General features: G+C 42.2%; 13 protein-coding genes and 1 pseudogene. 10 read left to right on the top strand and 4 right to left on the bottom strand.

Translation table 11 applies throughout. The features are described 5' to 3' along the window. The 4 genes and pseudogenes from RMY63_RS09840 to mtnA form a co-directional block, all read left to right on the top strand. A partial coding sequence (locus RMY63_RS09840) for a M10 family metallopeptidase C-terminal domain-containing protein (RefSeq protein WP_322728533.1) occupies positions 1–883 on the top strand: 883 nt, incomplete at its 5' end. Between the two features lie 228 nt (positions 884–1111). Then, a pseudogene (locus tag RMY63_RS09835) lies at positions 1112–1297 on the top strand (hypothetical protein); the annotation flags it as partial. Positions 1298–1536: 239 nt separating this feature from the next. Continuing rightward, entirely contained in the window at positions 1537–2913 is a 1377-nt protein-coding gene (locus tag RMY63_RS09830; protein ID WP_322728532.1) for a cytochrome P450, read from the top strand. 220 nt (positions 2914–3133) lie between these two features. Beyond that, positions 3134–4195, top strand: coding sequence for an S-methyl-5-thioribose-1-phosphate isomerase (mtnA, locus tag RMY63_RS09825; protein ID WP_322728531.1), 1062 nt, complete (start codon positions 3134–3136; stop codon positions 4193–4195). A gap of 263 nt (positions 4196–4458) precedes the next feature. Here mtnA and RMY63_RS09815 read toward each other — a convergent pair whose 3' ends face one another. The 4 genes from RMY63_RS09815 to RMY63_RS09800 form a co-directional block, all read right to left on the bottom strand. Next, positions 4459–5244, bottom strand: coding sequence for a ferritin-like domain-containing protein (locus RMY63_RS09815; protein WP_322728530.1), 786 nt, complete (start codon positions 5242–5244; stop codon positions 4459–4461). A 19-nt stretch (positions 5245–5263) separates the two neighbouring features. Beyond that, positions 5264–5986, bottom strand: coding sequence for a ferritin-like domain-containing protein (locus RMY63_RS09810; protein ID WP_322728529.1), 723 nt, complete (start codon positions 5984–5986; stop codon positions 5264–5266). Positions 5987–6706: 720 nt separating this feature from the next. Further along, a complete protein-coding gene (locus tag RMY63_RS09805) occupies positions 6707–8128 on the bottom strand; it encodes an NADP-dependent isocitrate dehydrogenase (RefSeq protein WP_322728528.1) in 1422 nt (473 codons plus the stop codon). Between the two features lie 226 nt (positions 8129–8354). Next, the gene (locus RMY63_RS09800) at positions 8355–9590 is read right to left on the bottom strand and encodes a transposase (protein ID WP_322728527.1); all 1236 of its coding nucleotides are present in this window, start codon (positions 9588–9590) and stop codon (positions 8355–8357) included. Positions 9591–9952: 362 nt separating this feature from the next. Between RMY63_RS09800 and RMY63_RS09795 the strand changes: the two genes are divergently transcribed. The 6 genes from RMY63_RS09795 (at position 9953) to RMY63_RS09770 (ending at position 17786) form a co-directional block, all read left to right on the top strand. Then, entirely contained in the window at positions 9953–10681 is a 729-nt protein-coding gene (locus RMY63_RS09795; protein WP_322728526.1) for a GUN4 domain-containing protein, read from the top strand. Positions 10682–10706: 25 nt separating this feature from the next. After that, positions 10707–11015: a hypothetical protein gene (locus RMY63_RS09790; RefSeq protein ID WP_322728525.1), complete on the top strand. Its 309-nt coding sequence runs from the start codon at positions 10707–10709 to the stop codon at positions 11013–11015. 56 nt (positions 11016–11071) lie between these two features. Continuing rightward, a complete protein-coding gene (locus RMY63_RS09785) occupies positions 11072–12196 on the top strand; it encodes an ABC transporter ATP-binding protein (RefSeq protein WP_322728524.1) in 1125 nt (374 codons plus the stop codon). A gap of 111 nt (positions 12197–12307) precedes the next feature. Then, positions 12308–13099, top strand: a complete 792-nt coding sequence (locus tag RMY63_RS09780; RefSeq protein WP_322728523.1) for a superoxide dismutase — start codon at positions 12308–12310, stop codon at positions 13097–13099. A gap of 541 nt (positions 13100–13640) precedes the next feature. Further along, positions 13641–16448 (top strand): ATP-binding protein, encoded by a 2808-nt coding sequence (locus RMY63_RS09775; RefSeq protein WP_322728540.1) that lies wholly within the window; start codon positions 13641–13643, stop codon positions 16446–16448. Between the two features lie 18 nt (positions 16449–16466). Further along, the gene (locus tag RMY63_RS09770; protein ID WP_322728522.1) at positions 16467–17786 is read left to right on the top strand and encodes a response regulator; all 1320 of its coding nucleotides are present in this window, start codon (positions 16467–16469) and stop codon (positions 17784–17786) included. The last annotated feature ends 8 nt before the right edge of the window (positions 17787–17794 follow it).

Raw genomic sequence — 17794 nt, 5'->3', positions numbered from 1 at the left:
ATACATTGTCGCAGTTTTTGATCCCATTTTTTCAGATTTTGTGAGAAATCCGCGAGGTACTGGTTACGCCATCGGCACTACAACAGCCGTCACCGGAACCATTACTAATGACGATTCTTCATCACCCAGTAGTGCGGGGAATAATACCTATTCTTTCCTAGCTAATACTGCCTTGGGAACCAAAACAATTACAGAAATTACAACAGGTGGCACTGATACTATTGACTTTAGCGGTACTACAGTTCCCGTAAACGTAAATCTGGGTGTAATTACCTCACAAACGGTTAATAGCAATCTTAAACTCATTCTCTCTGCCAACAACGTGATTGAAAATGCAACGGGTGGCACAGGCAATGACCGTCTCACTGGTAATAGCTTGAATAACACTCTGGTTGGCGGTGACGGAAATGACCAACTGCAAGGGTTAGGGGGAAATGACACCCTTCAGGGAGGTAATGGTAATGATATTCTCACAGGTGGAATCGGTAATGACCAACTCTGGGGAGGACTGGGTGATGATATTCTGACTGGTGGAGTTGGTAATGATAAATATCTGTTCCAAAGTAGTGGAGTTTTTAACACAAGCTTAGGTGTTGATTACATCACCGAGTTTGAAGCGGGAGAAGACCAGATTGTGCTGAGTAAAACCACCTTTAATGCTGTTACTAATACTGCTGGACAGGCTTTAACTAACTTTGCAGTTGTCAGTGACGATCAATTCGTCAACGCTAATAATGCGCGTATTGTCTTTAGCCAAAGTACTGGCAGCCTATTCTATAACCAGGATGGCAATGTTCTGGGTACAGGAGGTGTGTTTGAGTTTGCCCGTTTAGGAAATCCTGATATTACTCTGAGTAGTAGCAATTTTAGTTTGATTGCCTAAAGTACCAATTCAGTAATTTTGGAAGCAACCTCTCCCCCAACCCCTCTCCAAAGCGGAGAGGGGCTAGGGAGTTAGGTTTCGCGTTGGTTTTTCCAGATGACCTGAATTGTGAGAATTATACTAATTAAATGCGTAACAGCTTAACTAAGTAAAAGAAGATTCTATGATAGCGATCGCCTTTGTCAACTGAAGAGAAATTACGGCGATTTATCGGAAATAAATAAATGTGCGATCGCTAAAGCTTTATTAGATGCAGATATTCTCGTTCCTGTCAAGTGCTTCGGTGTTCCAGATGTGTTAGTAGATCATGCTGAACCCAATGAATCTAAGACAGAACTCGGTTTAACTAGTCATCAAATAGCAGAGAGAGTGTTGCAAGCTTTCTTTAAACGGCAAGTATCTGCTGTGGTCTAGTTAATTCTAAGTCAGAATAGTTTTATGAAAATAACCTCAAATTCTGGTGGCAGAACGTTTTGTGTCGGGGTCTAAATCTCCGTCACAAAACGTAATTGCGAATTGCGAATTGCGAATTGCGAATTGCGAATTGCGAATTGCGAATTGCGAATTGGTTTAATCCCTCTATTGGAGGACGAATTCAAGATTAACGTTGAATTAATGTTATTGAATATACACCATCCTAGAGGTTTTGTGCTATGGCTACTGATGTATTCGAGTTACCAGCACCTTCCGTTAACTCAATAGTTGGACATTTATTTGAACTTGGACAAGACCCATTAGGATTTCTGACCCGTTGTCGTGACTATGGTGATATTGTTCCCTTACAGTTAGGGTTAACACCTAGTTGTTTAGTAACTAATCCTGAATACATAGAAGAAGTTCTCAAAAATCGCAACGATTTTATTAAAAGCCGAGGCTTACGTGCCTTAAAAACCTTACTAGGAGAAGGGTTGTTAAGCGCAGAAGGAGAATCTTGGTTTTGGCAACGTCGGCTTGCCCAACCAGTATTTCACCAAAAACGGATTAATGTATATAGCCAAATAATGGTAGAGTACACCCACCAAATGCTTCAAACTTGGCACGATGGTGAAACTCATGATGTTCATGAAGATATGATGCATCTGACGCTGCAAATAGTTATGAAATGCATATTTAGCAGTGATGTAGAAGCAGGAGAAGCAAAAGTTGTTGCCAATGCGCTAGATGTGGCAATGCAGTGGTTTGAAAGTAAGCGGCGGCAGAATTTTCTGGTGTGGGAGTGGTTTCCAAGACCTGAAAACATCCGTTATCGTGATGCTATTGCCCAAATGGATGAAGCTATTTATAAATTGATTCAACAGCGTCGCAATAGTAGGGAAAAAACCAATGATTTGTTGACAATGCTAATGGAAGCGAAAGACGAACAAACTCTTCAACAAATGGATGATAAACTGCTGCGGGATGAAGTTGCTACCTTAATGTTGGCAGGGCATGAAACTACTGCAAATACTTTATCCTGGACGTGGTTGCTCTTGGCACAAAATCCCGAAGTGCGTGAAAAATTAGAATTAGAGCTAAATCAAGTTCTGCAAGGAAAATTACCAACACTTAAAGACCTTGGGCAGTTAGTTTATACACAGCAAGTTATCAAAGAATCGATGCGGTTATATCCTCCAGTACCTCTCATGGGGCGGGAAGCAGCAGTAGATACCCAAATTGGTGATTACGAAATTCCCCAAGGCATGGCAATCATGATTAGCCAATGGGTAATGCACCGTCATCCCAAGTATTTTGAGAAGCCTGAAGCTTTTCAACCAGAAAGATGGACACAGGAGTTTGAAAAGCACCTACCTAAAGGAGTATATTTTCCCTTTGGAGATGGGCCAAGGATTTGTATTGGTAAAGGTTTTGCTCAGATGGAAGCGGCTTTGTTATTGGCGACTATCGCTCAAAGCTTCCAAATAGATTTAGTGCCAGGATACCCAATTGTGCCACAGCCTTCAATTACCTTACGCCCGGAAAACGGACTGAAGGTACAACTCAAGCAGATTGCGTCAGACGCTTCTAAAGATAAGAAAGATCAACAAGTATAAGCTTATTATTAGCAGTAGTGAAAAAGGTAGAAATATTTATAGGACTTACGCACAGGTCACGCAAAATCAAACCACGGAGAACGCAGAGAACACAGAGGAATAAGGGTTAGAGAGGTTTTTTGCGTAAGTCCTAAGTTAATTGAATTTTGGTTTTTCAAATGAAATCATCAGCGTGCATTAAAGTAAAAAATATTGCCCATCTCCTAACTACCCTTTTTCTATGACACTTTCTACAAACCAGGTTTATCCAGTTATTTGGCACAATGACTCGGTGTCACTAATCGATCAAACGCGCTTACCAAATGAATATACATTTGTGGAAATTCACCGCAGTGAAGATATGGCGCGGGCGATTAAAACCATGATTGTGCGAGGTGCGCCTGCAATTGGTGTGGCTGCCGCTTATGGAATGTATCTTGGTGCAAGGGAAATAGAAACAAGCGATCGCCACGAATTTTTGCAACACTTAGATAAAGTAGCCCAGTTGTTGCGTTCTACTCGTCCAACGGCAGTAAATTTATTTTGGGCAATTAGCCGGATGATCAAAACCGCCTACGAAACGCTGGGAACAGTAGAAGACATCAAGCAAACCCTTTTTCAAACAGCCCAAGCAATCAACGCTGAAGATTTGCAAACCTGTCAGGCGATCGGCGACAATGGTTTAGCAGTTTTACCGTCTACCCCAGAAAAGCTGACGCTGCTTACTCACTGCAACGCTGGGGCGCTAGCTACTGCTGGTTATGGTACAGCCTTGGGTGTGGTGCGTTCTGCTTGGAGGGAAGGACGTTTAGAGCGTTTATTTGCCGACGAAACCCGTCCTCGCTTGCAAGGCGCAAAACTCACCACTTGGGAATGTGTTCAAGAAGGTATTCCAGTGACATTAATTACTGATAATATGGCAGCCCATTGCATGAAACAAGGTTTAATTCATGCTGTAGTTGTGGGTGCCGATCGCATTGCTGCTAATGGTGACACTGCCAATAAAATTGGTACGTATAGTGTAGCGATCGCAGCTATTGCACATAATATCCCTTTCTTTGTAGCTGCACCCCTTTCCACCGTTGATTTTGAATTAGCTGATGGCAGTAAAATTCCCATTGAAGAACGCGAACCAACAGAAATTTATCAAGTTGGTGATACCATTCTCACACCTGCGGGTGTAGATTTTTACAACCCAGCTTTTGATGTGACTCCGGCTGAGTTGATTACAGCCATCATTACAGAAAATGGAGCGATCGCACCTCATGAATTAGCGAAATCACAGGTAAAGCAATTGGTGTAAATAATTAAAAGTTTATAGTAAGCGGCTCTAGCTCTATTTTCAGGGCTAGAGCCGCTTACTACGAGGTAATGTCAATATTTTTACGCAGATGTCTCCTTTATGCTGATTAACTTCACAATTTCTTTTTGACAATCTATGGGATCAATTGTCACAATACACCCAGACAGTTCTAATACCTTTAACAGTTTTAGAATTGCTGTAATTTCATTCTATTTCTCATTGACTTTCACTTGACCGCAATAAATAAGCGATCGCCTCTATATTTACTTTTCGGTTAGGATAGGCCCCACTAGCGCTAGCACTTCCTCCCTTGTCGCGAAACCATCGAAAGCTTCACTACTAAACGGAATCGGAGTGGGACTACCAAAACGATCTTCATTGTAGATGACTTCACTGGAAGATCTAATCCACGGTCGTACATCTACGCTATAAAAAGTCTGCCGCAGATATCGAATCCCGGCAGCATGTCGGGCTTCGACAGAGTGAATTTCTAAAGCTGCGGCTAATACAGTTTTTCCAGATTTGCCAGCGGCCAGTAAGTTCTGTACCTGCCCTTTATAAGCTGCTACTCCGGTGTCTTCAACGTACTGTAGAGCTAGTAAAAAGTCTTTTGGTTTGGCAAATGGGTCACGTTTGAGTATGGCGTCATAGTTGGGATTAACTGGGATAGTAATTCCATCTGGGTTGCCTCCCAAAGATGTTAATACAGTTGATAAATCAACAACGTGTTGAGCCTCATCTTCTCCATAGGAAGTGAGCGCGTTTTTAGCTGCATTCGGAAGACTGCTTAATCCACCACTTTGGGTTGCAATAATCGCACGGCGATAAAAATCAGCTTCTAGTTTTTCTAAGGTCAGGGCATATTCAACAACTTCCTTGGGTGTAAGCACTCTCTCCACAGCATAGGCTGGTGTTGCAACGATAAAGAGCAGAGATACAAAAAATAGAGACAGGATCAGAGTTATACCCCAAGCTCTTGCTACTAAACAACGAAACCTGCTATTTAGACTTGCAAGTGTTTGTGCGATCGATTTTACAAAGGCTTTCATCTTTGAGTGACTCCTAACTTTAGGCGACGAGCGCCCCGTTAATTGGGTTGTTCAATATTTTCAGAGAGTTAACAATCGCGATAATTTGTTTAGGCGTGTATAACTCATCGTAAGCACGTCCCTTAACGGGATTGAGGTTGGGAACTAGGTTCGCGTCACTCACTGCACGCTCTACATCTAATTCAGTAGTGGGTCGCTTTAGGAGCGCACGTACACCTCCTGCATGGCGTGCCTCAACAGACACGATAGAGCCAGCAGCAAGTAAGTATGTGGGGTTTTTCAAACTTGTTCCCGCCCCATTGTAAGCATGAACACCTGTGTCTTCCAGAGCGACAGCAGTGTTCAAGATGGTGTCTCGATCCTTCAAAATAGCATTTAACCCTACCCAGTTAAAGCTGAGATCTTTTGTTTTAAATGTAGCATTTGCACCTAGCACCTGCCGGAGAAAAGTTACATGTGAGGCTTCATGAGAACCTATAGATTTCAAATAGTCAAACTCTTTGGGATCTGTAATTTTGCCAGATCTAAGAACAAGTAAATAGAATGCCGCTTCCAGTTCCTCTAACAACAGAGCAAAGTTAAGAATGCCAATGTCATTAGCACCAAATGTAATAGTTTTGAAAGAGCTAATAGGGTGCGCTGTTAGCTTCTTAGGTAATGTCGTTAAAGCTGCTGCGCCAAAGCTACAAAGACCCCATTTTAAGAAAGCGCGTCGCGAGGCGGAAGATAACTTCCTGTTCATATTGATGTCTCCTAAAAAAGTCAGCTTCTATTTGCCTACTCACTGATAGCTGAGGATTGATTGCACATGTCGAAGTTAATTACTATGCCTATTCGTAGCAGGATAAAATAAACACTCACAGGTTCGTTGACACTCTCCGCACCTTTAGCGGAGAGTGTCAAGACTTTGCAGCCTTAGAGACCATTTATAAAGTAAATCAAAAGTTAGGGTGTGTTACGGCTTTAGCCTAACCTACCGCTATATAAAACGCTGCGTTAGGCGCTCGTGTCATATTTTTCGTGACAAATCATATCGAAATATGCGGCTAACACATCCTACTGGCGTGACACAGCTAAAATAGTGCGATAGAAAATGTTCGTAGTTGCGCTTTAGCGCTAAACAAAGCTAAAATCTATCGCAACATTTAAGACTTGCCACGCCACTACAAGAATTTTATTTTTACTTTATAAATAGCCTCTTAATATCCTGTTTGCACAGACTCTTGAGCTGCACCACGTTTGCCCGTAGGGCGTAGTGATATCTCCTCAAGGTTTTTTCGAGCGTAGACTTTCTCCCAGTCGAGGAGTAGGTTTTTAAATCTTGTACTGACGAGGTTATATTATCATGTTTGTCGAAATAATTACTAATTCGTAATTCGTAATTAAATGGGTTCAGAGCAAGCACTGATTGCAACTACGAATTACGAATTATCAATTACGAATTATTTTGACACCAGTGCATTTAACCAAAATGCTGAATAATTGCCTCGGCAAATTCAGAACATTTTAAGGGTTCAACTGGTGGTTCTAGCAACCGGGCTAAATCGTAGGTGACTTGACTACTCGCGATCGCATCGCTTAAACCTTTTTTAACTAGGTCTGCGGCTTCTTGCCAACCCAGAAATTCCAGCATCATCACACCAGACAAAATCACTGAACCAGGATTAATCCGATCTAAACCAGCGTGTTTAGGTGCAGTGCCGTGGGTAGCTTCAAATATGGCACAAGCATCACCAATATTTGCCCCTGGCCCCATTCCCAATCCCCCAACAATGGCGGCAGCCGCATCAGACAAATAATCGCCGTTCAAGTTCATCGTCGCCAGAATCGAATACTCATCCGGTCTGGTTTGGATTTGTTGAAAAATACTATCAGCAATCCGGTCATTCACCAAAACTTTATCTTTCCATTTGCCCTCGCCGTGGGTTGCCCAAATTGTGTTAAGAACAGTTTCAACTTCCTTGACAATTTGCGCTTTTTTCTCATCGGTGAGAGCATCAAACCCAGGATCAATTTCGCGGGCATTTTCTTCCAAGGAAATATTCGGATTTTTTTCCTTGTTACTCAAAATCCAAGATTCCCGTTCAGTAACAGTTTCTTGGCGAAATTCGCTGGTTGCTAGTTCATAACCCCAATCACGGAAAGCGCCTTCGGTGTACTTCATGATGTTGCCCTTATGCACCAAAGTCACTTGTTGCTTGTGTTTGGGCAATAGCAAAGCGTGTTTGATGGCACGTCTGACTAGGCGTTGAGAACCAGTTTTGCTGATGGGTTTGATGCCAATACCAGCATCAAGAGGAATTCGTTTTTTCCCATGTTCTGGGGTGGCAGGGATCAGTTCTTCATTAAGAATTTTAATTAAGCGATCGCCGATTTCGCTACCTTGTCGCCACTCAATGCCTAAATAAATATCTTCCGTATTCTCTCGATAAACAATAACATCCAGCTTTTCGGGATTTTTGTGGGGTGAGGGCGTACCTGCATAGTAACGGCAAGGACGCACGCAAGCATACAAGTCAAAAATTTGCCGCAGTGCCACATTTAAAGAACGAATTCCCCCGCCCACGGGAGTAGTCAAAGGCCCTTTAATAGCTACACCATATTCTTCAATTGCCGTCAGAGTGTCTTGAGGTAAATACTGGTAAGTACCGTATAAATCACAGGCTTCATCCCCAGCGTAAACCTTAAACCAACTAATTTGACGCTGACCCTTGTATGCTTTAGCTACCGCAGCATCTAGCACCTTTTGGGTAGCAGGCCAGATATCTATACCTGTACCATCGCCCCGAATAAAGGGGATAATTGGATTGTCCGGTACGATTGGTTCACCATTTTTGAAGGTGATTTTTGCTCCGGCTGCGGGGGGGGTAATCTTTTCGTACATCGTTCATACACTCCTAATCGATACGCTGCTATTCAAAAAACCTTATGTGGCAGGCTTGTATATTTTGCTATGTCTTTTGTTCACCAAGCCATAAGGCACAGATTTTCCCCCTATTCCCCTTGTACATTATTTGGGGATTAAGTGTGGAATTCAGTGAAGCGATCGCAATTTTGTACGATCAAAAATATTGACACTCCCACCGCTCCAAGCTGTGGGATTCTTGGTTCTAAGATATAACTTGCTCAAGCAGGTTTTCACCAACCGGAGTAGAGGTTTCATCTCCCCAAGCGTTGCTTGCATCTAGAAGCCACTGCGTTGCGGGGGTTCCCCTCGTTGTAGCAAGTGGCGCTGCAAAGGTTCCGGTATGCCCTACCGTACCTAATCCCCGACTAAGAATATTTCTAGCTGCATTTTCGTCTCTATCCATCACACAACCACACTTACAAACGTGTGTTCTGGTAGATAGCGTTTTTTTGACAACTTCACCGCAACTAGAGCAATCAGAGCTAGTATATTGAGGATTTACTGCAACCGTTACTCGCTTAAACACTTTACCAAAGTACTCAATCCAGATACGGAACTGATACCAAGATGCGTCATTTATAGACTTAGCTAAACAGTGATTTTTCACCAGATTTTTAATTCTCAAGTCTTCGTAGGCTATCAAGTCGTTAGACTGAACTACGCACCGTGCTAACTTCACAGCATGATCTTTACGTTGCCTACTTATTTTGAGATGGCGCTTACCTAAAACTTGTCTAGCCTTGGCTCTGTTTTTTGACCCTTTTACTTTTTTAGATACTCGACGTTGAGAACGTTTAAGAATCCTTTCACCTTTACACAAGAATTTAGGATTCTCTACCATCACTCCCTCAGAGTCGGTATAGTACTCTTTCAATCCGACATCTAAACCGACAGTATTACCTGTTGGCTCTATATCTTCCGAGCGGTTTATGTCAACACAGAACTGAGCATATACTCCGTCTGCACGTTTTACTAGCCGAACCCGCTTAATTTGCTTAATTTGGTACAAATGCAAGTCACGAGTACCTTTTAGCTTTAACCGTCCAATACCTTTTTTGTCTATGAAAGTTATGGATTTACGATCGTCTGCAAGCTTCCATCCTGATGTCTTGTATTCAACCGAACGGCAATCTTTCTGAAATTTTGGAAAACCTTTCTTACCAGATACTCCTTTTTTGCAGTTGTCATAAAAATGGGAGATAGAAGACCACGCCCGTTCTGCGCTGGCTTGTCTAGCCATTGAATTAAGCTCATCAGCAAAAGGAAAATTAGCTGCAAGTACTGCACAGTATTTCTGTAAATCGTTTTTACCAATGCCTTTTACATCCATCCATAACCTGATGCAACTATTGCGGATGAATTTGGCAGTACAAATTGCTTCGTCTACTGCGGTTAATTGTGCTGACTTTCCATAAGCTTTGAACTCAAATACAAGCATCGTCTGCACCTCCTCTTCTTATACTACTAAATTGGGTATAAGATAACTATTAAGTTCAGAATTTTGCTTTTTTCGTGAACGGCTGCTAGACAAAATACTGTACCTAAAGGTGCTTCTCAACTCTTGGAGAGGCTGTGCCCTAAGCGTAGCTATGCCGCAGGCTTTACGAGGCGCTACTTGAACGCATTCATCCCACACCACATCGTCAATGGACGGTTAAGCCTGTCCTGGATTCAGCACAGGGTTAAGCCTGTGGGCTTTCTGCTTTAATAGTTGTAAACTACTTTTCGCTATCAATGCTTCACTTTAGAGAATGCCCGATAGCTTACCGCTCTTTCACTGACCGCTAAAACGAGAATGGCATGACAGACCCAATGATTTTATCAGGCCCTGCAAATGACATCGACTCCCTCCGACAACCGTTAATCGCTGGGTCTGAAAAAGTCCAACAACAGATAATCCCACAATTAGCTGAGTTGGGTAATGAGGGATTAGACGTGTTGATGGAATTTTTACTGAAACGGCGTGAGAACCCAGCGACTTGGATTGATGGCAAAGCTTACCAAGTCCTTTATAACTCTGATGCACCCCGAGCCAAAGAATTTTTGCGCTCTTGTTTTCCTGAAGGAATTGTACCTCTAAAATCAGAGTGCGGGATTAACTACAATTCTTTGCAACAGCTACTTGCTGCTCAAGACTTCCAAGCAGCCGATCGCGTCACCATCGAAAAAATGTGTGAACTATCAGGGCCAACGGCTGTACAACGAAAATGGTTGTATTTTACTGAGGTAGAAAATACTTCGGCTGTTGACTTGCAAACCATTAACAACCTCTGGTTAATCCACTCCGAAGGTAAATTTGGTTTTTCAGTACAGCGAGAAATCTGGTTAAGTTTGGGTAAAAACTGGGAGAATTTCTGGCCGAAAATTGGCTGGAAAGCAGGTAATAACTGGACGCGATACCCTAACGAGTTTACCTGGGATTTAAATGCGCCTAGAGGTCACTTACCCCTCTCTAATCAACTTCGAGGGGTACGAGTCTTTGCTTCTTTACTCTCTCACCCAGCTTGGTCGAAGAATCCAGAAAAATAATTTTGAGTCTACGGACAAATAGACTATGATCAATCCCACCAACAGAGAATTCTACGTCATCATTGAACGGGATAAGGGTAAGCCAGAAATGGAAGAGGATTTGCTTTCAGAGTATGACTTAAAAAACCTAAGAGTCAGAAAATTCGGCCTTGAACGAAAGAGCTTTGGTAAAACAACAATTCGTTTAGACCCTGATGTTGCAGAGGTTTTTCCCAATGCCGATGCCGTCAATGAAGCTCTAAGATTTCTGATTAGAGTTGTGCAGGACAATCAAGTTTCTGCACTTGCAAAGCAGCCTCATAGTTCCTCAGAGGGGGCGGATAAAAGCCCCTAGTACTGAGTTGGAGGTTACTTGCCACAGATCCCAAATTAGAAATATCAAAATGGATAATGGCCAACGTTCGTTTAGAAGATATTAAGCGTAGATTCAATAATGTCACCGCTATTGAGGACATTACCTTTGAAATTCCTGATGGCGAGTTTTGGGTTTTAGTTGGGCCATCGGGTTGTGGGAAGTCGACAATTTTGCGAACGATCGCTGGTTTAGAAACCGCCACATCTGGCAAACTCTATATTGGCGATCGCTTGGTGAATAATATCCCAGCTAGACAACGGGATGTGGCGATGGTGTTCCAAAACTACGCTCTCTATCCTCACATGAGTGTGGCGCAAAACATCGCCTTTGGCTTGCAAATGCGGAAAGTTGACCGGAAAATCATTCAAGAACGGGTAATGAATGTGGCGCGATCGCTTTCTCTCGATCACTTGCTGGATCGTAAACCTAAACAACTCTCTGGGGGACAGCAACAACGGGTAGCATTAGGGAGAGCGATCGCTCGTGAACCACAAGTGTTTTTACTTGATGAACCTTTATCTAATTTAGATGCCCAATTGCGCGATGATACCAGGGCAGAATTGAAACAACTACATCAACAATTAGGTATTACAACTATTTACGTCACCCACGATCAAGTTGAAGCGATGACTTTGGCTGATAAAATTGTCGTGCTCAATCGCGGGCGGATTCAACAAATCGGCGATCCCCAAACTATTTATGCAAGTCCTACTAATCAAATGGTGGCAAGTTTTTTAGGCAGTCCGCCAATGAATATTTTGCCTGCAATCTATCAAAATAACGGTTTTGATCTGAGTGGACAGTTATTAGCAATTTCAGCAGTTGTGAAAGAAAAATTACAGTTGCGTCAAGGACACAGTTTTGATTTGGGGATTCGTCCAGAGCATCTAAAAATCAACACTGACTCAGAACGAGCTGAACGCCCCGCTACCACTAACAGTACTCAAAACTCAGCAGGATTATTATCGGTTGAAGTTAAAGTTGTAGAACCTTTGGGAAGAGAAACTTTGATTCGTGCTGGTTTACCTGGTTCAGCAGTGGTTTTGAATATTCAGGTGAGCTCTGATGTGCGTTTGCGTCCAGGCGATCGCCTTTCTCTACAGCTCGATTTAAATCAGTTGTTTGTATTCGATCCCAAAACTGGGGACAGAATCTTATAAAGAGTTTCTTAAACTGCCAGAAATAATCGCTAATTTCTCATTTTTTGTAGCCAAAATCTAAGAAAATGAAAACTGCAATAGAGACTGAATAGATTCGCTGCAAAAACTTATATGACTATTAATCGACGCCATTTCTTGTTTTTACTTACATCAGGTGCTGGTGCTTTTGCGTTAGACGCTTGTGCATTGGCAGAGAAATCTCCTCAGAGAAACACTGCAACTTCTGACACAACACCAAATATAACAGCAAATACAACGCCAAATACAACTCCAAATACAACAGGGGCTATCCAACTACCGCCTTTACCTTACGCCTATGAAGCACTGGAACCACACATTGATGCCAAAACAATGCAATTTCACCACGATAAACACCACGCAACTTATGTGAAAAACCTGAATGCAGCGTTAGCCAAACACCCAGAACTCAAAGGTAAAACTGTTGAAGAACTGTTGCAAAAACTTGACAATGTACCACAAGATATTCGTAAAACAGTACGTAATAATGGCGGTGGTCATGTCAACCACTCAATGTTCTGGGAAATTATGAAGCCGAAAGGTGGTGGAGAACCAACAGGAAATATCGCCTCCGCAATTAATCAAAGTTTTGGCTCTTTTGCAGCTTTCAAAAAACAGTTTAACGAAGCTGGTGCTAGTCGTTTTGGTAGTGGCTGGGTTTGGCTAGTACGTAACAAGGGTGGTAAGTTGGAAGTGACAACTACAGCTAATCAAGATAGTCCCTTAAGTGCAGGTAAATATCCCATCCTGGGTAATGATGTATGGGAACATGCATATTATCTCAATTATCAGAACCGCCGCGCCGATTATTTAGATGCTTGGTGGAACGTGGTTAATTGGGATGAGATTAACAAGCGGTTTGCAGTAGCAAGCAAATTTGCCTGAAACCAGACAACAATTTAGAATTGTAGACGCTTAAAACTGGCAGCAGAATATTGTTTTTGTTGCCAGTTTTTTGATGCAAGTTGTGTTGCCTAAAAGCAGATAGAGAGTTATCGAGAAGTGAGTATAAAAAACTAGATTGTGCACTGATTTGACTCCAAATTCTATAGTATTTGAAGGTAATACAGCAGATTGTAACTTCTCTACGAGAAGCTACGCCAAGGTGACGTACAGATAATCGTAGGGGCACAACATGTTGTGCCCCTACCCGTGTACTTTATTTACCTGGAATACGCTGTATAATACTAAATTTGAAAGTCTTAATACCAATTTTGCGTAGAATTGCTGTAACTATTCTTGGCAAAGGTAGAGAATTTGTCATGGAAATTCGTGTATAGCCAATCATCTCATAAATTTAACATATTGTTACTCCCAAGCAACAGAAATAATATTGGATTAGAAGATTAATCACCAAGGTTTATTTGGGAATTCTATACATAGCCAATGATAATCATCAGGATGTAAGGAGAGCCAATCTGAGGTGATGCTATCAAATAATAAAAATTCTCATAGCAAGGGGAATCTACCACTACGCTTAGTACTTGTGCTTCCCTTCGTTTTGCAAATCTTTGCCGCAGTAGGACTGACAGGCTATTTATCTCTCCGCAACGGACAGCAAGCAGTGAATGATTTAGCCAGTCGATTGCAACGTGAAGTTAGCGATCGCATCGATCAGCATCTAGATAGTTACTTGAATACAGGTCGTCAACTAGCTGAAATTAACGGCGGTGCGATGGATATGGGGTTACTTGACCCGGACAATCCACAGCAACTTGGGCAGTTTTTCTGGAAGCAACTTCAATTGCATAATATTGGCTATATTGGTTTTTGCTTGCAGACGGGAGATTTTGCCGGTTCTGGACGCTTCTTTGAAGATGGTCGCGTTACAGTCGATGAAGTTTCTCGCAAGCGCAATGGCAACCAACATTGGTATATCTATAACACAGATAAACTAGGGAATCGAGCTAAACTGGCGATCGATAATGGCCCTTACATTGCGATGCAAGAAGCTTGGTGTGAAGAACCAGCAAAAACAGGCAAATCGATGTGGACGCTTTATCAATGGCAATCGCCACCTTACACGCTATCCGTGTCTGCTAATCGCCCAGTCTATGACAAAAACAAGAATTTGATTGGTGTTATTGGAGTTGACCAGCGACTCATGCAGATTAGTAATTTTCTCCAACAATTAAAAGTTAGTCCATCTGGGAAAACTTTTATTTTGGAACGCAATGGATTGTTAATTGCAAGTTCCAACAAAGAACAACCTTTTACACTTGTTAATGGCAAAGCTAAACGGCTTCAAGGCTCTGACAGTAAAGATTCACTGATTCAAGCTACTGTAAAATATTTAACTAGGCGTTTTCAGAATTTGTCAACCATCAAAGACAATCAGTCGCTGGAATTTCAACTCAACGGTCAGCGTCAGTTTGTCCAAGTAGCACCTTGGCGGGATGAATGGGGTTTAGATTGGCTGGTGGTTGTGGCAGTTCCAGAATCGGACTTTATGGCAAAAATTAACACCAATACGCACACGACAATTTTGTTGTGTTTGGGTGCATTAATATTAGCAACCATTTTAGGCTTCTATACCTCTCGCTGGATTGCTCGTCCGATTTTACGTTTGAGTCAAGCATCAGAAGCAATTGCCGCAGGTGAGTTAAACCAACAGGTAGAAGTACCGTCAGTGCATGAATTGGGTAGATTGGCGCAGTCCTTCAACCGCATGGCGCAGCAGTTACGGGACTCTTTCACCACTATTGAGCAAACCAATCAACAATTAGCTAAAACCAACGAAGAGTTAGAAAGTCGGGTAGAAGAACGCACTCACGAGTTAAAGGAAGCGAAATTGACCGCCGATGCTGCTAATCATGCCAAGAGTGATTTTCTCGCAAACATGAGCCACGAACTGCGGACACCGCTCAACGGGATTTTAGGCTATGCCCAAATTCTTGCCCGTACTGCACCTGACGAAAAACAACAGCGTGGCATCGACATTATCTATCAATGTGGTTCGCATTTACTGACTTTAATTAACGATATTCTCGACTTATCTAAAATCGAAGCCCGCAAACTAGAACTACAGCCCGTCCCATTCTATCTGCCTGCGCTTCTACAAAGTGTTGTGGAAATCTGCCGCATCAAAGCCGAACAAAAGGGTATTGAGTTTATTTATCAGCCGCCGGAGAATCCAGCGATGGGCGTTGTTGCTGACGAGAAGCGTTTACGACAAGTTCTGATTAACTTGCTGGGAAATGCCATCAAATTTACCGAAAAAGGCAGTGTCACATTTAAGGTGGAAGTGCTGTTAGGGGATATAACTAATCTTCGCTTCCAGATTCAAGATACAGGCATCGGCATGAGTCCCCAGCAATTAGAGAAAATTTTCCTTCCTTTTGAGCAAGTCGGGGATAGCAAACGCCAAAGTGAAGGAACGGGATTAGGACTTGCTATCAGCCAGCGATTTGTTGAATTGATGGCTAGTCAAATACAGGTTGCAAGCCAATTAGGGGTTGGTAGTAAGTTTTTCTTTAATATTGACTGTGCGATCGCAACTGATTGGGTACAAGCAAATTCCGTAACATCATCTGGGAGAATTGTCGGATATGCCGATGTTGGCGCAACCTCTGTCAAAGAGAATCGCAAAAAAATCCTGATTGTCGATGATCGTTGGGAAAATCGCTCAGTGATTGTCAATCTTTTGGAACCCCTTGGTTTTGAGGTTATCGAAGCCAGCAACGGACAAGAGGGTTTAGAAAAAATTACAAGCGATCGCCCCGATATTACCATTTGTGATTTAGCCATGCCCGTAATGGATGGCTGGGAAATGCTTAAACAATTGCGTCAGTCCGAAACTTTACGTGATGCCATTGTGATTGTCTCTTCTGCCAGCGTGTTTGAGATTGACCGCCAAAAGAGTTTAGCTGCTGGTGGTAACGATTTCTTGGCAAAACCCGTGCAAGCAGATGAACTTTATGCTGCATTAGCCAAGCAATTACAACTAGATTGGGTATATACAGATACTAAATTAACATCTACAGGCGATACAGCAGCAAGCGCCACAACCATTATCATTCCACCTATTTGTGATTTAAAAGGGTTATTAGAACATGTGGAAACTGGGTACTTTAGAGGTATCCGAGAAGAATTGGATCGATTAGCTCAATTAGATGAACAATATCAACCCTTTATTCAAGAACTCAGGCAATTGGTTAAAGGCTTCAATATTCAGACAGTTCGTCATTTTCTCCAAGAGTCGATAAACCAATCTCAAGAATCAACAAAGATTTAGGTAGGAGATTGAAAACTGATGGCAACTGATGGTGTAGGTCAAACAATTTTAATTATTGACGATAATCCAACTAATATTGAAGTTTTGTATGATGCACTTGACCGAGTTGGTTATAAAGTTTTAGTAGAAATGGATGGTTGGCACGGCATCGAGACGGTAAAAAACTATCCCCCAGATTTAATTTTAGTAGATGTAATGATGCCAGGAATTGATGGCTTTGAAACCTGTCGTCAATTAAAATCTCAACAGACTAGCTGTGAAATTCCGATTATTTTCATGACTGCTCTTAATGATACAACCGATAAAGTCAAAGGTTTAGCGTTAGGAGCTGTCGATTATATTACAAAGCCATTTCAAGAAGAAGAAGTACTGGCACGCATTGGAATTCACCTGAAACTGCGACGAGCAAATTTAGAATTAGCGCAACAAAAGGATATTTTGGAGCAACGGGTACAAGAACGCACCGCAGAGCTTTCGCAAGCGCTAGATAATTTTAAAAACGCACAATTGCAATTAGTACAAAGTGAAAAAATGGCAAGCTTGGGTAACTTAGTTGCAGGGGTAGCACACGAAATTAACAACCCCCTTGGATTTCTCAAAGGCAGCCTGAATAACACTGAAGAGTATATCCAAGATTTATTTAGGTATGTGCAATGCGTGCAGCAAAATCATCCCCAACTTGCACCTGCTGTCACCAACCTTGCCGATAAAATTGACTTAGAATTTCTCAGCGAAGACTTACCAAAGCTGCTAGGTTCGATGCAGGTAGCGACAGAACGTATTATGGACATTAGCACTAGTCTCCGTACCTTTTCCAGAGCCAATACATCTGAAAAAGTTGCTTGTAACCTGCATGAAGGAATTGAGAGTACACTGTTAATTTTGAAGTATCGCCTCAAAGCGTCCCAGAAACGTCCGGCGATTGAGGTGATTACAGATTATGGTCAATTACCGCCTGTTAAGTGCTTTTTAGGACAGTTAAATCAAGTATTTATGAACATCCTTGCCAATGCAATTGATGTATTAGATACAGAAAGCGTTGGGCGAACATTTGCCCAATTACAAGCTAAGTCTCAGCAAATTATAATTCGCACTGAAGTATCCAGCGACCAGAATACGGTAGTAATTCGGATCAAAGATAACGGATCGGGAATGCCAGAGGATATTAAAGCACATATCTTTGACCACTTGTTTACCACTAAAGAGGTTGGCAAGGGAACAGGATTGGGATTAGCGATCGCTCGTCAAATTGTTGAAGAAACGCACAATGGTAATTTGATCTGCAACTCCGTTCTGGGTAAGGGCACAGAATTTGTCATTGAGATTCCTTTAGTTTAATGGCTAAT

The sequence above is a fragment of the Nostoc sp. ChiQUE01b genome (assembly GCF_034531255.1).
In the GTDB taxonomy this organism is placed as follows: domain Bacteria; phylum Cyanobacteriota; class Cyanobacteriia; order Cyanobacteriales; family Nostocaceae; genus Nostoc.
Note: the sequence above shows the minus strand (reverse complement) of the source record. Positions and strands in the feature narration are given on the sequence as shown.

What these genes read in the sequence shown, in the direction of transcription:
- RMY63_RS09830 (WP_322728532.1), top strand. Translation starts at nt 1,537, where the DNA reads ATGGCTACTGATGTATTCGAGTTACCAGCACCTTCCGTTAACTCAATA.
- mtnA (WP_322728531.1), top strand. Translation starts at nt 3,134, where the DNA reads ATGACACTTTCTACAAACCAGGTTTATCCAGTTATTTGGCACAATGAC.
- RMY63_RS09815 (WP_322728530.1), bottom strand. Translation starts at nt 5,244, where the DNA reads ATGAAAGCCTTTGTAAAATCGATCGCACAAACACTTGCAAGTCTAAAT.
- RMY63_RS09810 (WP_322728529.1), bottom strand. Translation starts at nt 5,986, where the DNA reads ATGAACAGGAAGTTATCTTCCGCCTCGCGACGCGCTTTCTTAAAATGG.
- RMY63_RS09805 (WP_322728528.1), bottom strand. Translation starts at nt 8,128, where the DNA reads ATGTACGAAAAGATTACCCCCCCCGCAGCCGGAGCAAAAATCACCTTC.
- RMY63_RS09800 (WP_322728527.1), bottom strand. Translation starts at nt 9,590, where the DNA reads ATGCTTGTATTTGAGTTCAAAGCTTATGGAAAGTCAGCACAATTAACC.
- RMY63_RS09795 (WP_322728526.1), top strand. Translation starts at nt 9,953, where the DNA reads ATGACAGACCCAATGATTTTATCAGGCCCTGCAAATGACATCGACTCC.
- RMY63_RS09790 (WP_322728525.1), top strand. Translation starts at nt 10,707, where the DNA reads ATGATCAATCCCACCAACAGAGAATTCTACGTCATCATTGAACGGGAT.
- RMY63_RS09785 (WP_322728524.1), top strand. Translation starts at nt 11,072, where the DNA reads ATGGCCAACGTTCGTTTAGAAGATATTAAGCGTAGATTCAATAATGTC.
- RMY63_RS09780 (WP_322728523.1), top strand. Translation starts at nt 12,308, where the DNA reads ATGACTATTAATCGACGCCATTTCTTGTTTTTACTTACATCAGGTGCT.
- RMY63_RS09775 (WP_322728540.1), top strand. Translation starts at nt 13,641, where the DNA reads ATGCTATCAAATAATAAAAATTCTCATAGCAAGGGGAATCTACCACTA.
- RMY63_RS09770 (WP_322728522.1), top strand. Translation starts at nt 16,467, where the DNA reads ATGGCAACTGATGGTGTAGGTCAAACAATTTTAATTATTGACGATAAT.